Here is a 637-nt window from a genome sequence, read left to right as displayed (position 1 = left end):
GCCGGGGAGGTCGCCGGGCTCGACGTCGTCGGCGGCGCGGTCTGCCGGTTTCACGGCGCGGGGCTCAGGCGGCATCGCCGCGGCTTTCTTTGATCGGCAGCAGGCCCGGCAGGCGGGATGCCACCGCGGCGCGGATCGCGGATTCCACCGCATCGGGGTCGCGGCCGGCATCGATCACCGCGCAGCGCTGCGGCTCGGCCCGGGCGATCGCCACGAAGGCCTCGCGCAGCCGCGTGTGGAAGGCGAGCGATTCCGCCTCGAACCGGTCGGCCCCCTGCCCCGTGCTGGCGGCGCGCCCGGCCGCGCGGGCGAGCCCAGCTTCGGGGGCTAAGTCGAGGATCAGGGTCAGGTCGGGCCGGGTCGGGCCGACCACGACCCGTTCCAGGGCGGTGACGACGGCCGGATCGAGTCCTCCGGCCGCGCCCTGGTAGGCCCGGGTCGAGTCGATGAAGCGGTCGCATAGCACGATCTCGCCCCGGCGCAGGGCCGGGCGGATCAGGCGGTCGAGGTGGTCGATCCGGGCGGCGCTGAACAGCAGCGCCTCCGCGAAGGGGCCGTAGGGCTTGGCGACGCCGCCGAGCAGGGCCGCGCGGATTTCTTCCGCCCGGGGCGAGCCGCCGGGCTCGCGGGTCACGCG

Annotated in this window: 1 protein-coding gene; it reads right to left on the bottom strand. The window is 76.1% G+C overall.

Annotation, left to right across the window (positions count from 1 at the left end; all coding sequences use genetic code 11):
• Window positions 1-64: 64 nt before the first annotated feature.
• Window positions 65-637 (bottom strand): dTMP kinase (gene tmk, locus FV228_RS31920; protein ID WP_147857986.1); only part of this gene is annotated, 573 nt, incomplete at its 5' end.

This window comes from Methylobacterium sp. WL18 (assembly GCF_008040015.1).
GTDB lineage: Bacteria > Pseudomonadota > Alphaproteobacteria > Rhizobiales > Beijerinckiaceae > Methylobacterium > Methylobacterium mesophilicum.
Note: the sequence above shows the minus strand (reverse complement) of the source record. Positions and strands in the feature narration are given on the sequence as shown.